Source organism: Nonomuraea terrae, from assembly GCF_004348995.1.
Classification (GTDB): Bacteria; Actinomycetota; Actinomycetes; order Streptosporangiales; family Streptosporangiaceae; genus Nonomuraea; species Nonomuraea terrae.
In genome coordinates, this window is record NZ_SMKQ01000093.1 from 15,327 (window position 1) to 30,793 (window position 15,467).

Below are 15,467 nucleotides of genomic sequence, written 5' to 3' on the forward strand. Positions count from 1 at the left end.
TTCCTGTCGGTGGGCCTCTCTATGGTCTTGGTTCGTGGAACCGGTTCAAGGAACTCTCGACGAGCTCGGCACGCCGCTGAGCCAGGTCACGTTCGTCGTGTTCGACCTCGAGACGACCGGCGGCGCGCCCGCCGAAGACGCGATCACCGAGATCGGCGCGGTCAAGGTGCGGGCGGGCGAGGTGCTCGGCGAGCTCTCCACGCTGGTCGACCCCGGCGGGCCGATCCCGCCGTTCATCTCCGTGCTGACGGGCATCACCGACGCCATGGTCATGGCCGCGCCGAAGATCGAGTCGGTGCTGCCGAGCTTCCTCGAGTTCATCCGCGGCGCCACGCTGGTGGCCCACAACGCCGGTTTCGACACCCGTTTCGTCAAGGCCGCCTGCGCCGCGCTCGGCTATCCCCCGCCGTCCAACCCGGTCGTCGACACCGTCGACCTGGCCCGGCGGGTGCTGACCCGCGACGAGGTCCCCAACGCCAAGCTCGCCACCCTGGCGCGCTTCTTCCGCAGCCCGGTCGAGCCGTGCCACCGCGCCCTGCAGGACGCCAGGGCCACCGTCGACGTGCTCCACGGGCTGATCGAGCGGGCCGGGTCGTTCCAGGTCCACACGCTCGAAGAGCTCAAGTCGTTCGTCCGCGCGCCCACGCCCGAGCAGCAGCGCAAGCGTCACCTGGCCGAGTCCGTGCCGCACGCCCCGGGCGTCTACATGTTCGAGGACGCCCGCGGCGAGGTCCTCTACATCGGCAAGAGCACCAACCTGCGCAACCGCGTGCGCTCCTACTTCACGGCCGGAGAGACCCGCCCGCGCATCCGCGAGATGATCGGCATCGCCGAGCAGGTGCGCCACATCGTCTGCTCGACCGCGCTGGAGGCCGAGGTCAGGGAGTTGCGCCTGATCGGCGGGGCCAAGCCGCGCTACAACCGCCGCTCCCGCTTCCCCGAGAAGATGCTCTGGCTCAAGCTCACCACCGACGCCTTCCCCCGCCTGTCGATCGTCCGCGAGCTGAAGGACGACGGCGCCACCTACCTCGGCCCGTTCTCCAGCGCGCGGCTGGCCGACGAGGCCCGCATCGCCCTGCACGAGGCCGTGCCGCTGCGTCAGTGCACCCAGCCGATCTCGCTGCGCACCCGGCGCGCGGCCTGCGTGCTGCACGAGATGGGCCGCTGCGGCGCGCCCTGCGAGGGCAAGCAGACCCCGGAGGAATACGCGATCCACGTCGAGAGCGCCCGCCGCGCCATGACGCTCGACGCCTCCCCTGTCTTCTCCGCCGTCTCGGCCCGCATGGAGCGGCTGTCGGTGGAGCAGCGCTACGAGGAGGCGTCCGTCGACCGCGACAGGCTGGCCTCCTTCGTCCGTACGGCGGCCCGCATGCAGCGCCTCAGCTCCATCACCCGCATCCCGGAGCTGGTGGCCGCCAGCCCGGCGTTCGGCGGCGGATGGGACATCCACGTCGTCCGCTACGGCCGGCTCGCGGCGGCCGGGGTGATGCCGAAGGGCGTCCATCCGACGCCCTTCGTGGCCTCACTGAAGGCCACCGCGGAAGCGGTGATCCCCGGCCCCGGCCCGGTGCACGCCGCGAGCGCCGAGGAGACCGAGTGCATCCTGCGCTGGCTGGAGTCGCCCGGGGTGCGGCTGGTGGAGGTCGACGGCGAGTGGTCCCTGCCTGCCCACGGAGCGGCCCGCCACAAGGCCCGCATCGACCTCGCCTACCGCCTCCCCGACCGGCAGCCCAGGCGAGAGGGACGACCTTTGGGGTGAAACGATAGAGTTGATTCATGGTCACGGCTATCGTCCACATCAACGCAGAGGTAGACCGGATCCCGGAGGTCGCCCAGACGATCGCCGAGATCGAGGGGGTCAGCGAGGTCTACTCCATCACCGGCGAGTACGACCTGCTGGCCATGGTCAGGGTGGCCGCGTACGAGGAGATCGCCGAGGTGATCCCGGGGCGGATCAACAAGGTGCCCGGCGTGCTGCACACGGAGACGCACATCGCCTTCCGCACCTACTCCCGGCACGACCTCGAGTCCGCCTTCTCCATCGGCTTCCCCGAAGCCGACTGACCGCGCCCCTCGACCCGCCCCCTCACCCTGGCCTCAGGCTCGCGTCCCGAGGCCCGCGAGCACGCGCACGCCCGCACACCACCGCCCGCTCTCGCGGGTTCTCAGCACGCCCAAGGCCACCGGCGTACGGGCGGACTCCACAGGACAGGCACTGCCTGGACGCACGCGGTGCGACACCTCCGGTGGCGTGTCCGAACCGGCATGACCGCGCACGTGAACCGGCACCCCGGTACTGCATCCCGGAACGGCACAGACCACACACTGAACCGGCCGCCCTGGTGGTGCACCCAGGCCCGCACCACCGCACGGCACGTAGACCGGCACCCCTGGTGATGCACAGTGACCGGCCAAGCCCGGCACACGCCTCCACCACCGGTGCATATGGGCTCATCCCAGGCGTATGTGACCGTACAGCGGACCTCACTCCGCGGACAGGCGGACAGACGGGCCGCGCTGTCCACGCTGACGCCCTTCCCGCAGGCGGCGTGGCGCCGACGATGCGCGCCACCTCGCGCCATTCATCTCGCCCGAGAGGCCGCAGCGGCACCCACCGGGCACCGGCCGGCCGCGCCTCACCGAATCCCCCGACCCGGGCAAGGGCCATGCCGCTGCCGCCGGATTCCAGCACCTCATCTCACCCGCGCCGCCCGCCGACCCGTCACTGCTCGGCCGGGTACGAGTGCTCCGGCGGAGATGAGCCCTCGGCGAATGCCGTCGGCGAGGCACGACGAGTCGCGCGTGACCTCGTCGGGCCTCGCCGCCGTCAGCCAGCTGATGCGCGGCCCACGGCGTACAGGCAGATCGGCATACGCGCAAAGCCGCCCGCGTCCCGCGGACGCACGCGCCTGGAGCCGACGGCGGGACCACTCGCCGACGGCGCTCCACGCCGGGCGGTGGGCTGCCGGGGAAGAGCCGGGCGGCCGACCCTCGCGGCGGCGGGTGACTGTCAGTCAGGACCTGCCACCGGCGGTGGCCTGCCCACAGCGGCGCGGCAGTCCGCCTCCCTAGGCGATAGGAGTGCCCGCATCCCTTGGACATCGGCACTCTTGGATCCCCCCACGCCAGGTGCCGTTCACTCCGGGTCGACCACCAGGCCGGCGTCCGGAGCCGTACTCCTGGATCACCCGGCAGGGTCGACCGGGGCGGTCGGTGGCTGGGACGAGGGGACCGAGGCGCCCAGGTGGTCGAGGATGGCGTGGCTGATGTCCTCCAGCTGCCGCAGCTGCTCCCGCGTCAGCAGGTCGATCAGGTGCTCTCGGACGCTGGCCACGTGCCGCGGAGCCGCCGCCTGCAGCGCGGCGAGCCCTTCGTCCGTCAGGAAGGCCAGCCAGCCCCGCCGGTCCCCGGCGAAATGCTCGCGGCGCACCCAGCCCTTCTGTTCGAGCTTGCCGACCGCATGGGAGATGCGGCTGGGCTTGGAGTTGGTCCAGTGCGCCAGCTCGCTCATGCGCAGGGTCCGCTGGGGCGCCTCCGACAGCAGGACGAGCAGCTCGTAGTAGGTGGGCGGCATGTCGGCAGCGGCCAGCAGGTCACGCTCCAGCCGGTCGTTGAGCAGCCGGGTCGCCACCGCGAAGGCGCGCCAGGCGCGTTGTTCGTCGTCGTCCAGCCATCGCGTCACTTCGGCATCGTACTGGATGGTTGCGCGCTGAAATACATGCAAGTATTGTCATGCTCAATTATCCAGCGCTGAACTAATTGGAGCCAGACGTGCACCCCAGCGACCTCACCGGCGACTACACCATCGACCCCGCCCACAGCCGCTTCGGCTTCACGGCCCGCTACGCGATGGTCACCAAGGTCCGCGGCAGCATCCCCCTCAAGGAAGCCCTCGTCCACCTGGACGCCGCCAACCCGGGCGCCTCCAGCGCTCGCATGACCCTCGACGTGGCCGGCATCGAGACCGGCAACGGCATGCGCGACGACCACCTGCGCACCGGCGACTTCCTGGACGTCGCCAAATACCCGCACATCACCTTCGTCTCCACCGATGTCAAGCACGTCGGCGGTGACAGCTTCGAGGTGACCGGCGACCTGACGATCCGCGACGTGACCACGAAGATCACGATTCCGCTCGACTACACCGGCACCTCGGTCGACGCCCAGAGCGTCACCCGCGTCGGCTTCGAAGGCGGCCTCGCGATCAACCGCAGCGACTATGGCATCACGACCAACGCCGTGCTGGAGACCGGCGGCGTGATGATCTCGGACAAGATCACCCTCGATTTCGACCTGTCACTCATCAAGAACGCCTGAAGACGCCGACGGGCCCGGACGACAAGCTCGTCCGGGCCCGTGCGGTTGTGGCGGCAGGAATCAGTGCGTGAGGCTGCGGTCGTCGTCGCTCGAACCGACGGCGGCGTGCTGCTCCTCCTCGCCACCGTGACCGATGGCGGCGTGCTCCTCGTGCCCGTGCGGGTCCTCCAGCGGGATCTTCTCCCCGCCGTACGCCTTGGACATCCGGGCGCGCAGCCTGCCGAGCGGCCCGCGCATGCCCTTCGGCGGGATGCCCGCGGCGTCCTCGGCCACCGGCAGCATCGGCACCGGCTGCTTGCCCCGCATGTGAGCCTCGATGTCCTCCGCCGGCGGCGTGTGGACCTCGATGAACTCACCGTGCGGCAGCCGCTTGATCACCCCCGACTCGACGCCGTGCGAGATGACCGCCTGGTCGGAGCGCTGCAGGCCCAGGCACATGCGGTAGGTGATCAGGTACGCCAGCGCCGGCCCCAGGAAGATCAGCACCCGACCGGCGTACGTCGTCCAGTTGAGGCTGATGTGGAAGAAGGCGGAGATCTCGTCGTTGGCGCCGAGCAGCCACAACACGCCGTAGAACGTCATCGCGGAGATGCCGATCGAGGTGCGGTGCGGGTTGTTGCGCGGACGGTCGGCGACGTGGTGCTCGCGGTGGTCGCCCGTCACCCAGCGTTCGAGGAACGGATAGAGCGCCAGGCCCGTCATGATGATGCCCATCGGCACCAGCGCCGGGATGATGACGCTCAGCGGCAGGGTGCCCGCGTGGGCCGTGCCGAAGAGGTTGATCTCCCACGGTGGCATGATGCGCAGCGCGCCTTCGAGGAAGCCCATGTAGAAGTCGGGCTGCGAACCCGCCGACACGTCGGCCGGTGTGTACGGGCCGAAGATCCAGATCGGGTTGATCTGCGCGAACGTCCCCAGACCGGCGATCACGCCGAGCGTGAACAGGAAGTACGCTCCCGCTTTCGCCATGAAGGCCGGGTAGAACGGCGCGCCCACCACGTTCTGGTTGGTCCGGCCCTTGCCCGGCATCTGCGTGTGCTTCTGCACCCACATGAGCACCATGTGGGCCGAGATCAGCGCCAGCAGGATGCCCGGGATGAGCAGGATGTGCAGCGAGTAGAACCGGGAGATGACGTCGTGACCCGGATACTCCCCGCCGAACAGGAAGAACGTGATGTACGTCCCCACCAGCGGCAGCGAGATCGCCACACCCTCGGTGATCCGCAGACCGGCGCCGGAGAGCAGGTCGTCGGGGAGGGAGTAGCCGGTCAGGCCCTCGGCCAGCGCCAGCGTCAGCAGCAGCACGCCGATGATCCAGTTGATCTCACGCGGCTTGCGGTAGGCGCCGGTGAAGAACACGCGCAGCGCGTGGACCATCATGCCGGCCACGAAGAGCAGGGCCGCCCAGTGGTGCATCTGCCGGATGAGCAGACCACCCCGGACGTCGAAGCTGATCTCCAGCGACGACGCGTAGGCCTCGGACATCATGACGCCCCTGAGCGGCGCGTACGAGCCGTCGTAGGCGACCTCCATCATGCTCGGCTTGTACCAGAACGTCAGGAACGTACCGGTCAGCAGCAGGATGACGAAGGAGTAGAGCGCGATCTCACCCAGCAGGAACGACCAGTGGTCGGGGAAGATCTTGCGCAGGTTGCGCTTGAGGAAGTTGGCCCCACCGAGGCGCTCGTCGAGGAAGTTCGACGGCCCGGTGATGGCCTGGGGGACGGTCTTCAGCTCGCTCACGCCTGGCCTCCCTTGGCCCGGGCCTCGGCCTCGGCGTCACCGCGCTCCCAGTAGCTGGGCCCGACGGGCACCTCGAAGTCGCCCTGGGCGACGAGGTAACCCTCGGAGTCGACGGTGATCGGCAGCTGCGGCAGCGGCCGGGCGGCCGGGCCGAAGATGACCTTCGCACCGTCGGCGGCGTCGAACGTCGACTGGTGGCACGGGCAGAGGATGTGGTGGGTGTTCTGCTCGTACAGGGCCGCGGGGCAGCCCACGTGGGTGCAGATCTTCGAGTACGCCACGATGCCGTCGTGCGTCCAGTTCTGCCTGACGCCGCTCTTGAGCTCCTCGGGACGGAACTTGATCAGGATCAGCGTGGCCTTGGCCAGGGCGGTGAGGTCGTGCTCGTAGCCCTCGGGGACGACCGACAGGATGCCGCCGGGCGAGTTGAAGTCGGCCGCCCTGATGGGCTGGCCGGTGCCCTCGACGACGAGCCGCAGCGGCTTGCCCTCCTTGGTCTTCTCGCCCCAGACCGTGTGCCGCAGCAGCTTGTTGAACTGCGAGCCCGGCATCTTGGTGTTGTCGAGGTCACGCAGCAGCACCAGCGGGATGAGGCCCAGCGGGGCCGCGCCCAGCAGCAGTGTGCGGCGCAGCAGCTTGCGCTTGACGAAGCCGCTCTCGTTGGCGCCCTGGACGAACGTCTTGCCCACGACCCCGCGGTCCTCCTCGTCGGAGACCATCGGGTGGCGCTCCTGGACGAGGGAGTACTTCGGCATGATCTGGCGGACCCAGATCACGATGCCGATCGCGAGGCTGAGGATCGCCACCGTCAGCGACGAGCCCAGCGCGAGGTTGGACGCTCCCGTCGCCTCGGGGCTGCCGACCTGGAACACCACGTAGGAGATGATGAACGCGATGGCCGCCAGGAACGTGATCACGAAGCAGAGCGCGACGATCTTCTCGGCCTTGCGGGCCTTGGCCTCGTCCTGCAGCGTGACGCCCGGGACCTCCTCCTCGGCCCGGGGCGCTTCCACGGTGCCGAGCATCGAGGTGCCCGGTGGGGGGGTGCCGATGACGCGCTTGGGAACGCGCTCGTCCGGCTGCTCGATCTCGTGCTCGTTGTCTGTCATGACTTCTGTCGCTTCTTCGCGGTGATCCAGATGGCGGCGAGTGCGAGGGCGCTGAGTCCCACGATCCACGCTACGAGACCCTCGGTGACCGGGCCGATGCGTCCCAGACCGAAGCCACCCGGGTCCTTCTGCTCACGGACCTGGGTGATGTAGGCGATCATGCTGCGCTTCTCTTCGGGCGTGATCGTCGTGTCGTTGAAGACCGGCATGGCCTGCGGGCCGGTGATCATGGCCTCGTAGATCTGCGTGGGGGTCGCCGAGTTGAGGTTGGGCGCGTACTTGCCCTGGGTCAGGGCGCCGCCGGCGCCGGCCCAGTTGTGGCACTGGATGCAGTTGGCGCGGAAGAGCTCGCCGCCCTTGCCGGCGTCGCCGAGCTTGGGGTCGACGTGCTCGGCGGCGGGCACCTGCGGGCCGCCGCCCAGCGACTGCACGTACGCCGCGATCTGGCGGGTCGTCGTCTCGTTGACCCACGGGGCCAAAGGCTTACGGGGCGCCTGCGGCCCTGGAGCGCCGGCCGGCATGCGGCCGGTGCTCATCTGGAAGTCGACGGCGGCAGCGCCCACGCCGATGAGCGTGGGTGCCGTGGTGGTGCCCTCGGCGTTCATCCCATGGCAGCTCGAGCAGTGCTGGACGAACAGGCTCTTGCCCTCGGCCACGTCGTCGACCTTGCCTGCCGCCAATGCCGCGTCGGCAGGCTTACCCGCCTGGACAAAGGCGGCGTATACCATCCCGACCAGCGCCAACGCCAAAATCAGGACGGCGTATCTCGCGAGGGGATGCCGCCGCCAAGCGGTGATCCTAATCACAGAGATCCCGTTCCTTAACGAATGATGTAAATGGTCGCGAAAAGACCGATCCAGACGACGTCTACGAAGTGCCAGTAGTACGACACCACGATCGCGCTGGTGGCCTGCTCATGCGTGAAGCGCTTCGCGGCGTACGTGCGTCCCAGCATGAACAGGAACGCGATCAGGCCACCGGTCACGTGCAGGCCGTGGAAGCCCGTCGTCAGGTAGAACACCGAGGTGTAGGCGTTGGCGGACAGGGTCGCGCCCTCTGACGCCAGCTCCATGTACTCGTACAGCTGGCCGGCGATGAAGACCGCGCCCATGAGGAAACTGACGATGTACCAGAAGCGGAGCTTACCGACCTGCCCCTTCTCCGCGGCCCACACGCCCAGCTGGCACGTCACACTCGACAGAACCAGGATGATCGTGTTGACCGTCGCGAACGGGATGTTCAGGTGAGCGACGCCCTCGGCCGCTTGCGTGCCTGCGGGAAGAAGCGCGGGCCCCCACTCGAGGCCCTTGCCCTCGCTCACCGACCGGATGGTGAAGTACATCGCGAACAGCGCCGCGAAGAACATGAGCTCAGAGGACAGCCAGACGATCGTCCCGACACTGACCAGGTTGGGTCTGCGGTACGACTGTGCTGTCGTCGTCGAAGTTATTGCGGATGCTGTCGCCACGGGCAGCATTATTGCGGCTCCAGTGGTCGGTCCGGCGCACGACCCCCCGTTAGCAGGCACGAACCACCGACCAACCTGGGATAATCGGTATAAACCACCCACCAGGCATGGTGGCCTGGGCCAGCACACCGACACACCGGTACGATCCCAGGTGACCATACCGCTTCGACTGATAGTGAGCGCGAGCGATGTCCACTGGGAGCACCGACGACAAGATGAGGGTCCTCGTCTACAGCGACGACGCGGCGACCAGGGCCGAGGTGATCCGGGCCATCGGCAGGCGGCCCGCCGCCGACGTCCCCCTCGTCGAGATCGTGGAGTGCGCCACCGAGCCCAAGGTTCACCAGTGGCTGGGCTCCGGCGAGATCGACGTGGCCGTCCTCGACGGCGAGACGCAGCCCGCGGGCGGCATGGGGGTCTCCCGCCAGGCCAAGGACGAGGTCTACGACTGCCCGCCCATCTGCCTGATCATCGCCAGGCGCGACGACCGCTGGCTGGCCGAGTGGTCGAAGGCCGACGCGGTCGTGTCGCAGCCCCTTGAGCCGATCGTGCTGGCCGACACCGTGGCCGACCTGATGCGCCGTCGTTCCGCCACCCGTCTCAACGCCAAGTAGGTGCCCATGGACTCCCGTACGACCTGGCCCATGCTGCTTTCCGCTCTCCTCGCCGGAGAGCACCTCACCTCCGACGAGACGGCCTGGGCGATGCGGGAGATCATGTCCGGCGCCGCGACGCCCGCTCAGATCGCCGGCTTCGCGATCGCGCTGCGCGCCAAGGGCGAGACCGTGGCCGAGGTGGTCGGCCTGGCCCGCACCATGCTCGACCTGGCCACGCCGCTGAGCGTGGAGGGGCCCGTGGTCGACGTCGTCGGCACGGGCGGCGACCGCGCCCACACCGTCAACGTCTCCACGATGGCCGCCATCGTGACCGCCGCGGCCGGCGCCCGCGTCGTCAAGCACGGCAACCGCGCCGCGTCGTCCTCGTGCGGCGCCGCCGACGTCCTGGAGCACCTCGGCGTCCGGCTCGACCTCACGCCGGCGCAGACCGCGCAGGTGGCGCGCGAGGCCGGCATCGCGTTCTGCTTCGCCCCGGTCTACCACCCCGCGCTGCGGTTCGCCGGGCCGGTGCGCAAGGAGATCGGCATCCCCACGTTCTTCAACTTCCTGGGCCCGCTCACCAACCCGGCCCGCCCCTCGGCGCAGGCCATCGGCGTCTACGACCCCAAGATGCTGCCCGTGCTGGCCGGCGTCTTCGCCGAGCGCGGCGTGTCGGCGCTGGTGTTCCGCGGCGACGACGGGCTCGACGAGCTGACCATCGCCGGCACCTCCACCGTCTGGGTGGTCAAGGACGGCGCCGCGACGCAGACCACGTTCGACCCGTCGGTCCTCGGCATCCCGCGCGCCGACGTGGGCGCGCTGCGCGGCGGCGACGTGGCGTTCAACGCCCAGGCCGTGCACGAGCTGGTGGGCGGCAAGACGGGGCCGGTGCGCGACGCCGTGCTGCTCAACGCGGCCGCGGCGCTGGTCGCGCTCGACGGCCCCGGCGACGACCTCGACCAGGCCATGACCGACGCCTATGCCCGCGCGTCCCAGGCCGTCGACTCGGGCGCCGCGGCGGCCGCCCTCGAGCGCTGGGTCGAAGCCAGCGCCTCCTTCACCCGCGCCTGACTCCCCCACGCGAGGCTCTGAGAGCGCCGTACCAGCCCTGCCGCCCGCGGGGTGTCCCTGGGAGCCCGCCGGCGCGCACGGTCCGCACACCGCATGTACACGCCCGCGGGCCCGGGTCTCCGGAGAGACTCGGGCCCGCGTCGTCCTGCTGCCGGGTCAGACCAGGCTGTTGGTGGGGCCGTCCTTCAGCGAGCTCCACTGGAGCCACTGCTTCCAGTTCTCCTGCCAGTGCCCCCACCCGTTGGTCGGCTCCAGCGGCCTGGGCGAGCCCGTGAGCACGATCGGGTCGCCGATCAGGGTGTTCTTGATGAACCACCGCGCGTTCTCCGGGCTGACGTTCACGCAGCCGTGGCTGACGTTGGCGTTGCCCTGGGAGCCCACTGACCACGGCGCGCTGTGCACGTACTCGCCGCTGTTGGAGATGCGGACGTTGTTGTAGGTGGTCGTCCGGTAGTAGCCGGACTGGCCGGGCCCGACCCCGGGCGAGGTCATGACCGTGACGGGCTCTCGCGACATCGCCAGGTGGATGCCGGAGGTCGTGTGGTACTTCCACACGCCGCCCTTGCCGGCGCTCATGGGCATGGTGCGGATCTTCTTGCCGTCGCGCCGCACCGTGAGCACGTGGGTCTTCATGCTGCCCTTGGTGATCTGCTCCCGGCCGATCTTGAAGTCGAGCTTGACGTCGCGCTTGCCGTACATGCCGGCCCCGCCGCGCACGCCGGCCAGTTTGGCCTCCACCCGCACCTTCGTGTGCGCGGGCCAGTACTTGCGCGGCCGGAAGTCCACGTGCTGGTCGTCGAACCAGTGCCAGGCGCCTTCCACCGGCTTGGAGCTGCGGACGATGAGGTTGCGCTCGACCGAGACCCGGTCGGTGACGGGCTGGTCGAAGGCGATCATGACGGGCATGCCGACCCCGACGGTCAGCCCCGTGATCTCTTTGTTAGGGGTGATGGACTCGATGTCGAACGCCTTGTTGGCCTTCACCGTGGAGAACTTGCTGGTCGTCTCGGTCTGCTTGCCCGAGCCGTCCACGGAGACGGCGGTGATCGTGTATTCGGTGTTGGGCCGGGCGGTGCCGAGGCTGCGCCACCGGGTGGCGTCGGCGCTCAGGACGCCTTTCAGCGAGCCCGACTTGCCGCCGTCGATGCGCACGCTCTTGAGCGTGCCCCCCTGGGCCGACACGACCACGGGCTGGTCGGTCGGCACGTTCGCGGTCTTGTTCGCCGGAGAGACCCCCACCGAGACACTCCGGGCGCCGCCTGCCATGGCGGCCCCTTTGTCAGGGTCCACGGCCGGGCCGCCCGCTGAGCACGCCGTCAGCAGCGCCATGGCCAGCAGGCCGGCCGGTCGATACGCTACGCGCCCCACGAGTACTCCCTCGTCCAAGATCGATCCGTCTGCCTCCTTTATTACCCGGAGTGAGCAGTTCACCACATCCGCAGACCGTTAAGGAACGCCAAAAAGCGGACACCCTTCCTCAAGGGAAGAATGTCCGCTTCAGGACGGATCTCAGTGCGAGAAGTGGCCGCGGTAGTACTGGAAGACGAACCCGATCATGGCCATGATGACCAGGAAGATCCCGATCAGGAACATCCAGAAGCCGATGACGAAGCCGGCGAAGGCGAACGCCGCCGCCAGGCAGACGAACAGCGGCCACCAGCTGCTCGGGCTGAAGAACCCGAGCTCGCCCGCGCCGTCGCTGATCTCGGCCTGCTTGTTGTCCTCCGGCTGCGCGCCGATGCGCCGCGCGGTGAACATCAGGTAGTAGCCCACCATGAACGCGAACCCGACCGAGATGGCCATGGCCGTGGTGCCGACCGGCTCACCCTGGCCCGTCTCCGCCTTCGTCCAGAACCAGTAGGCGATGTCGACGCCGGCGAAGAACACGCCGCACAGCAGGAACAGCCAACCCTGGACCTTCATCAGGCCTCGACCTCCTGGGCGGACTTGGTGGAAACGTGCGGATAGTGCAGGTCGAACGCCGGGCGCTCAGACCTGATGCGCGGCAGCGAGGTGAAGTTGTGCCGCGGCGGCGGGCAGGAGGTCGCCCACTCGAGCGAACCGCCGTAGCCCCAGGGGTCGTCGACCGTGACCTTGGGCGCGCTGCGCCAGGTCTTCCAGACGTTGTAGAAGAACGGCAGCGTCGAGGCGCCCAGGATGAACGCACCCACCGACGACAGCATGTTGAGGTCGGTGAAGCCGTCGGCCGCGCTGTAGTCGGCGTAGCGGCGCGGGAAGCCGAGCATGCCCAGCCAGTGCTGCACGAGGAACGTCGTGTGGAAGCCGATGAACAGCAGCCAGAAGTGCAGCTTGCCCAGCTTGTCGTCGAGCATCTTGCCGGTGAACTTGGGCCACCAGAAGTAGAAGCCGGCGAACATGGCGAACACGACGGTGCCGAAGACCACGTAGTGGAAGTGGGCGACGACGAAGTAGGTGTCGCTGATGTGGAAGTCGAGCGGCGGCGAGGCCAGGATGACGCCCGTCAGACCGCCCAGCAGGAAGGTGATGAGGAAGCCGACCGAGAAGAGCATCGGCGACTCGAACGACAGGTGTCCTCGCCACATCGTGCCGATCCAGTTGAAGAACTTCACACCCGTCGGCACGGCGATGAGGAACGTCATGAACGAGAAGAACGGCAACAGCACCTGCCCGGTCGGGAACATGTGGTGCGCCCAGACCGTGATGGACAGACCCGCGATGGAGATGGTCGCGGCCACGAGGCTGATGTAGCCGAAGATCGGCTTACGGCTGAAGACCGGCAGGACCTCGGTCACGATGCCGAAGAACGGCAGCGCGATGATGTACACCTCGGGATGGCCGAAGAACCAGAACAGGTGCTGCCAGAGCAGCGCGCCGCCGTTCTCGGAGGCGAAGATGTGGGTGCCGAGCTTGCGGTCGGCCTCCAGGGCCAGCAGCGCGGCGGCCAGCACGGGGAAGGCCATCAGCACGAGCATGCTGGTCAGCAGGATGTTCCAGGTGAAGATCGGCATGCGGAACATCGTCATGCCGGGAGCGCGCATGCAGATGATCGTGGTGATGAAGTTGACCGCGCCCAGGATGGTGCCGAGACCCGACAGGGCCAGACCCATGATCCACAGGTCGCCGCCGACGCCCGGCGAGTTGATCGCGTTGGACAGCGGCGTGTAGGCGAACCAGCCGAAGGAGGCCGCGCCGCCCGGGGTGAAGAAGCCCGACACGGCGATGATGCTGCCGAACAGGTAGAGCCAGTAGCTGACCATGTTCAGGCGGGGGAACGCCACGTCGGGGGCGCCGATCTGCAGCGGCATCAGCTCGTTGGCGAAGCCGGCGAACAGCGGCGTCGCGAACATGAGCAGCATGATCGTGCCGTGCATGGTGAACAGCTGGTTGAACTGCTCGTTGCTGGTGAACTGCAGCCCCGGCTGCGCCAGCTCGGCCCGCATGATCAACGCCATGACGCCGCCGATGAGGAAGAAGGCGAACGACGTGATCAGGTACATGTGCCCGATGATCTTGTGATCGGTCGAGGACATCCACTTGGCGATGATCTGGCCCTTGGAGGTCGGCCTGACCGGCGTCGTCGTCAGTGGCTCTTGAATGGCGGTCACTGGGCACTCCCAGCCTGGTGGGTCGCGATGTACTGGTTGAACTCAGCCTGCGGAACGAGCTTCACCGAGAAGAGCATCCGGCTGTGGTCGACACCGCAGAGCTCGGCGCAGCGACCGGCGAAGACGCCCGTGCGGTTGAGCGTCGTGATCTGGAACTTGCGGCCCGGGTTGTCCTCGGGGATGCCGGGGATGACGTCGCGCTTGAACAGGAACTCCGGCACCCAGAAGGAGTGGATGACGTCGTCGGTCGAAAGGTCGAACTCGACCTTCGTGTTCACCGGCAGGACGAGCTGGGGACCCTGGTTGTAGTCGCTCACGGGCACGCCCGCGACCGGCGCCAGCGTCTGGCCGTTGACCGTCGTGGTGAAGCGCCAGCTCCACTGGTACGCCTCGACGCTCACCTTGACCGGCGCGTCGCCGTCGACCCTGGTGAGGGTCTCGCTGTCGCGGGCGGTGAAGAAGAAGAACACCGACACCATGACGAGCGGGATCAGGGTGTAGAGCATCTCGATCGGCAGGTTGTAACGAACCTGCGGCGGAAGCTCGGCGCTGGACTTGCGCTTGCGGTGGAAGATCGCCGCCCACAAGATCAGGACGATGACGACGGCGCCCGTGGCGAGTGCGGCGATCCAGGCCCCGTTCCACAGGCTCTGGACCACGCCGCCCTCCTGCGTGACGTGATCAGGAAGAAGGCCGCGAGACCAATCGGCCTCGGGGACGTCATTAGCACACGCCGTAGCAGTGGCCAGCAGCAACGCCAGAGCGGCGGCGCGTGGCACCCTGCGCCGGGCCAACGAACGCCGCGTCGTACGGCGAGTCGGACTCACGGATCGCCTACCCCACAGATGAAGCCCAAGAGTCTCTCCCTTGGGCGCTCGTATTTCCAAATGCACAGCTGAATGCAGACACATTAGCGTGCAGGTGCCTTGCCCTCCCGCGCGACCCCTCGATGGCCCCGCAAGTGGGACGATGAGTCCGTGGCGTATTTCGACGCGGCTTCCAGCGAGCCGCTCCACCCTCAGGCGCGCGAGGCGCTGCTGGCGGCGATCGACGTCGGCTGGGCCGACCCCGCGAGACTGTACGGCCAGGCCCGCCGCGCACACCTGCTGCTTGAGCAGGCCCGCACGGAGGTGGCCGAGGCGCTCGGCGCTCGGCCCGACGAGGTGTCGTTCACCTCTTCGGGCACGCAGGCCGTGCATCTCGGCGTGCTCGGCACCCTACACGGCAGGAGAAGGGCCGGGCGCCATCTGGTGACCAGCGCGGTGGAGCACTCCAGCGTGCTGCACGCCGGCGGGGTGCACGAACGCGAGGGCGGCACGGTCGAGACCGTGGGCGTGGGCCTGACCGGCCGGGTCGACCTCGACCGGTTCGCCGAGGCGGTGGCACGTCCCGGCACGGCGCTGGCCTGCCTGCAGACGGCCAACCACGAGGTCGGCACCCTGCAGCCGGTGACCGAGGCCGCCGCGGCCTGCCGGGCCAACGGCGTCCCGCTGCTGGTCGACGCGGCTCAGACGGCCGGCCGGATGCCGATCCCGTCCGGCTGGTCGGTGCTGACGGCCAGCGCCCACAAGTGGGG

At 68.6% G+C, this 15,467-nt stretch carries 15 protein-coding genes; 6 read left to right on the top strand and 9 right to left on the bottom strand.

Features of this window, described 5'->3' with window-relative positions; all coding sequences use genetic code 11:
- Positions 1-34 precede the first annotated feature (34 nt).
- Both E1286_RS26155 and E1286_RS26160 read left to right on the top strand, forming a co-directional pair.
- The gene (locus E1286_RS26155) at positions 35-1,759 is read left to right on the top strand and encodes a DEDD exonuclease domain-containing protein (protein ID WP_132616424.1); all 1,725 of its coding nucleotides are present in this window, start codon (positions 35-37) and stop codon (positions 1,757-1,759) included.
- Between the two features lie 17 nt (positions 1,760-1,776).
- Positions 1,777-2,064 (top strand): Lrp/AsnC family transcriptional regulator, encoded by a 288-nt coding sequence (locus E1286_RS26160; RefSeq protein WP_111184801.1) that lies wholly within the window; start codon positions 1,777-1,779, stop codon positions 2,062-2,064.
- A 1,120-nt stretch (positions 2,065-3,184) separates the two neighbouring features.
- Here E1286_RS26160 and E1286_RS26165 read toward each other — a convergent pair.
- Entirely contained in the window at positions 3,185-3,682 is a 498-nt protein-coding gene (locus E1286_RS26165; RefSeq protein ID WP_132616426.1) for a MarR family winged helix-turn-helix transcriptional regulator, read from the bottom strand.
- A gap of 89 nt (positions 3,683-3,771) precedes the next feature.
- On the opposite strand from E1286_RS26165, the gene E1286_RS26170 reads away from it, so the two are divergent.
- Positions 3,772-4,317, top strand: coding sequence for a YceI family protein (locus E1286_RS26170; protein ID WP_223190389.1), 546 nt, complete (start codon positions 3,772-3,774; stop codon positions 4,315-4,317).
- A gap of 60 nt (positions 4,318-4,377) precedes the next feature.
- Here the strand turns inward: E1286_RS26170 and qcrB are convergent, their stop codons facing one another.
- Genes qcrB through ctaE form a run of 4 tightly spaced genes read right to left on the bottom strand, consistent with a single transcriptional unit; the run spans position 4,378 to position 8,646 of the window.
- Positions 4,378-6,060, bottom strand: a complete 1,683-nt coding sequence (gene qcrB, locus E1286_RS26175; RefSeq protein WP_246075159.1) for a cytochrome bc1 complex cytochrome b subunit — start codon at positions 6,058-6,060, stop codon at positions 4,378-4,380.
- Positions 6,057-7,169, bottom strand: coding sequence for a cytochrome bc1 complex Rieske iron-sulfur subunit (gene qcrA, locus E1286_RS26180; protein ID WP_132616430.1), 1,113 nt, complete (start codon positions 7,167-7,169; stop codon positions 6,057-6,059). Before qcrA ends, qcrB begins: the two co-directional genes overlap by 4 nt.
- Positions 7,166-7,975 carry a cytochrome bc1 complex diheme cytochrome c subunit gene (gene qcrC, locus E1286_RS26185; protein WP_132616432.1) on the bottom strand — a complete coding sequence of 270 codons (810 nt, stop codon included), beginning with the start codon at positions 7,973-7,975 and terminating at the stop codon, positions 7,166-7,168. Before qcrC ends, qcrA begins: the two co-directional genes overlap by 4 nt.
- A gap of 14 nt (positions 7,976-7,989) precedes the next feature.
- Complete coding sequence (ctaE, locus tag E1286_RS26190) at positions 7,990-8,646, bottom strand: aa3-type cytochrome oxidase subunit III (RefSeq protein ID WP_132616434.1); 657 nt, start codon at positions 8,644-8,646, stop codon at positions 7,990-7,992.
- 179 nt (positions 8,647-8,825) lie between these two features.
- Between ctaE and E1286_RS26195 the strand changes: the two genes are divergently transcribed.
- Both E1286_RS26195 and trpD read left to right on the top strand, forming a co-directional pair.
- Positions 8,826-9,251, top strand: coding sequence for a hypothetical protein (locus E1286_RS26195; RefSeq protein WP_132616436.1), 426 nt, complete (start codon positions 8,826-8,828; stop codon positions 9,249-9,251).
- A 6-nt stretch (positions 9,252-9,257) separates the two neighbouring features.
- Positions 9,258-10,304: an anthranilate phosphoribosyltransferase gene (trpD, locus tag E1286_RS26200; RefSeq protein ID WP_132616438.1), complete on the top strand. Its 1,047-nt coding sequence runs from the start codon at positions 9,258-9,260 to the stop codon at positions 10,302-10,304.
- A gap of 156 nt (positions 10,305-10,460) precedes the next feature.
- On the opposite strand, the gene E1286_RS26205 is transcribed toward trpD, so the two are convergent.
- The 4 genes from E1286_RS26205 to ctaC all read right to left on the bottom strand — a co-directional run bounded on the left by E1286_RS26205 (position 10,461) and on the right by ctaC (position 14,718).
- Positions 10,461-11,672 carry a L,D-transpeptidase gene (locus tag E1286_RS26205; RefSeq protein WP_132616440.1) on the bottom strand — a complete coding sequence of 404 codons (1,212 nt, stop codon included), beginning with the start codon at positions 11,670-11,672 and terminating at the stop codon, positions 10,461-10,463.
- A gap of 141 nt (positions 11,673-11,813) precedes the next feature.
- A complete protein-coding gene (locus E1286_RS26210) occupies positions 11,814-12,227 on the bottom strand; it encodes a cytochrome c oxidase subunit 4 (protein WP_132616442.1) in 414 nt (137 codons plus the stop codon).
- Entirely contained in the window at positions 12,227-13,816 is a 1,590-nt protein-coding gene (ctaD, locus tag E1286_RS26215) for an aa3-type cytochrome oxidase subunit I (protein ID WP_246075163.1), read from the bottom strand. Before ctaD ends, E1286_RS26210 begins: the two co-directional genes overlap by 1 nt.
- Before the next feature lie 71 nt (positions 13,817-13,887).
- Positions 13,888-14,718 (bottom strand): aa3-type cytochrome oxidase subunit II, encoded by an 831-nt coding sequence (gene ctaC / locus E1286_RS26220; protein WP_111182263.1) that lies wholly within the window; start codon positions 14,716-14,718, stop codon positions 13,888-13,890.
- A 150-nt stretch (positions 14,719-14,868) separates the two neighbouring features.
- Between ctaC and E1286_RS26225 the strand changes: the two genes are divergently transcribed.
- Positions 14,869-15,467, top strand: a 599-nt coding sequence (locus E1286_RS26225) for a cysteine desulfurase family protein (RefSeq protein ID WP_132616446.1), incomplete at its 3' end; no start/stop codon positions are given.